Source organism: Alphaproteobacteria bacterium (genome assembly GCA_018662925.1).
In the GTDB taxonomy this organism is placed as follows: Bacteria; Pseudomonadota; Alphaproteobacteria; order 16-39-46; family JABJFC01; genus JABJFC01.
This window is the reverse complement of the sequence record JABJFC010000036.1, coordinates 1-3,615: the sequence shown is the minus strand read 5'-3', so window position 1 is coordinate 3,615 and position 3,615 is coordinate 1. Positions and strand designations below refer to the sequence as shown.

1 protein-coding gene is annotated in these 3,615 nt (G+C 40.4%); it reads left to right on the top strand.

What is annotated here, in order from left to right; all coding sequences use genetic code 11:
• The coding region (locus HOL16_02455) for a hypothetical protein (protein ID MBT5389556.1) at positions 1 to 2,922 on the top strand (2,922 nt) is incomplete at its 5' end.
• Positions 2,923 to 3,615 lie beyond the last annotated feature (693 nt).

The following is a 3,615-nucleotide window of genomic DNA, read 5'->3' as shown; positions in this document are numbered from 1 at the left end:
GTATCTGTTGATCCGTGTCTCGACCCCGCAAGTCTTCTTGTTGCCATGACAAGACACCGTCACGATGTACGGGTATACGTCAATCGCGAGCTATTTATCGACTTTAAGGATTTTATTGATACAGTCAGTCGAGGAGCTTTTAAAGACACCCTTCAAGATTATCAAGTATCGGACTCACAAAAGCCTTTTCTAGAGCGCGTACAGCAGTATCGGGATCTCATGATGGAAGCTGTGACAATTCGTGAAGAGATGGAAGGAACCCTCAAGCCGTCACAGCCCCTTTACGTACACCCATCCTATAAGGCATACAAAGTATGTTTTGAGGAAAAGAAACGTGTTGCTCAAAGCATTTTAGATAAGTGGGACGAGCATACACCTTACGCACGATTGTCGGGAATAAGAAAAGACGTCTTGGAAGTAGATGCAGGCCAGCGTCCTCGACTTCTCTCAGATATGGAACATCGTGCCTCCATTCAAGTGGAAGGATATATAGATTTAACACGTAAAACGAGCGCTCTTTGGCAGGAGATTTCCACAACACATCCAGGAGTGCTTTCAAAATCCCATCCTCTCTATAAAGATTACAAAGAATTAAAGACAGAAAGAGACTCTATTGCGTCCGTAATACAAGAAAATCCACGGCTTTATTATCCATTCTTGAGAGTGGAAAAAAGAGACGATTCTCTCAAAGACTACTGGGGTAATTCTCACAGCCAAAACGATCGCGTGTATATTGCCTCTGTCAAAACGCATGCGCAGGCACATATAAGATCACAGCACGAGAATCTCTATTATGAGCGTCTGAGTTTGCAGGAAAAGGAAAGTTACAATGTAGTGAAGGCGTATACAGAGGCACGGAATGAAGCAGCTGCTCTTTATAGCCGGCTTAAAGATCGACCAAGCATTGAAGCACATGTCTCAAAAACCTTTATCACGCAAGAGCGGTTTAAGGAAAAACAGGTCAAGCGGGATACATTGGCGTTAAAACTTGTTGAGACTCCAGAAAAGTACCAGGCATTTTTTGATACTCTGGGCGTCAAAGAAGGAAAACTATTGGAGCATGCCGTTAATGGAGAAGTACGAGGCAAAGTAGAGGCCTATAATGAAGCTAAAAGTATTGAAACACGAGGATCACAAGCAATAGAACTTAAACAAATTCTTAAAAATCCACAAGATTACAGAGTTGCAAAGCAAGCAGGGCTTGATGTAAACAGAGTCACCTTCGATAGCGCCCTCTATGCAAAAGTTCAGTCTGGAGAGATTTCGTCAAAAATCAATCCAGTCCTTATTTATTACCCTATAGAAAAGTATCTAGATTCTTCAAGAGAAGCCGCACGTCTTTGGAAGAGTATGAGACTTAAAACAGCTGAGGAACGAAGTTCCTTAAAAGAAGAGTGGCAAACAGCCTTTACTGCTCGTAATGAAAATGCCCAACATCTCACAAGAAATAAGGTTGCTGTCTCTGTCCTGAATCGTATGCGACCAGACATTCAATCTCGTCTGCAAAAGCATGTAGGGTATACTAAGAGGGACACTCAAAAAAGCGCAGAGATTAAATCATTCGTGCCCACGAGGGAAGTTCTCGAAATGGCTCGTGGGAGGTACAGAGACATAGCGATTGATTTATTAGGAGAACCAAATGCCCGTATGTGTACAAAGTCTTCTTTACGGTTTGGGCAAAAAGGATCCATCGTTGTGAACATTGCAGGCCTCAGTGAGGGTTTATGGAAGGATTTTGAACGTGATGAAGGGGGTGACATTTTTAAACTGATAGGGCGGGAAAAAGGAAAAGATTTTAAGGAGTCGGTTGATTATTTATCCAAGTTGTTAAATGTAGAAGCCGGTCACAAAATATCACGATTACCTTCATTACAATCTCGAGAGCAGGCACAAAGGCAAACAGAAATAGATCACACGAAAGAGGTTGCTCAGCGCCTTAATGCGATTCTTGAATTGCAGATGAAATCCAAGCAAATTGAAAACACGTTAGCGGAAGTCTACATACGCCATGAACGTGGCATTCAAGAATCCTTATCGGAAGATCTGCGATTTATCCCAAAGGGAACAGAATTTATGTACAAAGGAGAACGTAAGGACCTAAAGCATGACTGCTTTGCAGCATTTGGGCACAATAAAGATGGTGAGTTAAGATCTGCTCAATTAACGAAACTTGATGAGCAAGGTAAACGGGCTCTGAGTATGAGTGGCGAAAAGCTCAATAAGATTCAATACGGAGTAGCAAAGGGCTCCTTTGTAACGCTCCAAGATGCTCCAAAGGATAATAACAGGGTGTTCATTGCGGAAGGTGTTGAAACGGCGCTTTCTATTAAAGAGGCTGGCGTTAGTGGCAAGATTGTTGCTTCCCTTGGGATTTATAACATCGGCAACTATCAAGGAGGAAAAGAAATCATCATTTGTGCCGATAATGATGCTCACAAAGCTAATTCACAGACTCATAAAATTCTGGAAAAAATTCAAAATCAATTCAAGGAGCAGCAAGATAGAGTCGTAACAGTTATTAAGCCCTTTAAGCCAGGACATGATTTTAATGATCTCCTAAAAGAGAAAGGAATCCAAGGAGTAAGAGACTACGTGACAGAATATCACGATCCGAAGTTGTCGCATGTTCCGGAAATACACAAACCGGAAATACAGAAAGAAGTAACCCCTCGTTCTCAAACCTCCTCAATTGAAAAAATTGCACCTTATATGGAAGATATGCTCAAGGAGATAAAAATCTTTCAAAACTCATCACTTGCCGATGACGCACGAAAAGAACTAAGTTTTTACTTGTCATTGTTCACGAAAGACGCTTCCTTCAGGCAAGATTTAGATGCATACAATCCAACGCTCACCAGGGAACTGAAAGATTATGTCGCTAAGCAGCAGGAGCAAAATAAATCACGTGGCTATGATAGGTAAAATTAACATTTTAACCAAGCAGGAGGGGTGTTTTGCAGATATAGATATGGATTTGCAACAGTGTTTTTCGGCTCAAATCTTTACTACTACAGCTCACCTTATAAACTCTCTTCGGATGAAAGTTCAAAAAGAGTCTTTTCATTTTTGTTTTTTCTGTAATCTGCAACTTTTGCAAAATTATTTAAAGTTTGAGTATTTTGAAATACCGTTAGCCTTCTTGGTTAAAGGTAAGTTTAGAAGCCCTACATCTCCCAGACGTAAAGCCTCCCTGATACTTTAGACCGGGTGCTCGTACCCGGTTTTTCTTTTAAAGTAAGTTATTTGAAAACTTAGAAACTTGCGTGATTTCTGAATGTTTCCGCCTTATAGGGTATTTTTTAACTACATCGTACATATTACTCCGGAAGTAAAACAGTTGTCGAATGTTTGTGACGAAACTAGCATCTCTTAAGGAATTTCTAATTTAGAAATCTCTGCATAACAAATCATCAATAACCTATTGATATAATTTAATAATAGGTTAAAATAGGGCTTATTTATTGATCGAAGGAGCCCGTCAATGAGTTGTTTAGCCGAACTATTTATCACCCAAATGCCCGAATCAAAGCGTAAACTTGATAAAATCCATGACATAGTTCGGTGGAATCGTTTTGTTTATAGGCTGGAAAAGATTCTTAATCGTTCTGGACTAGG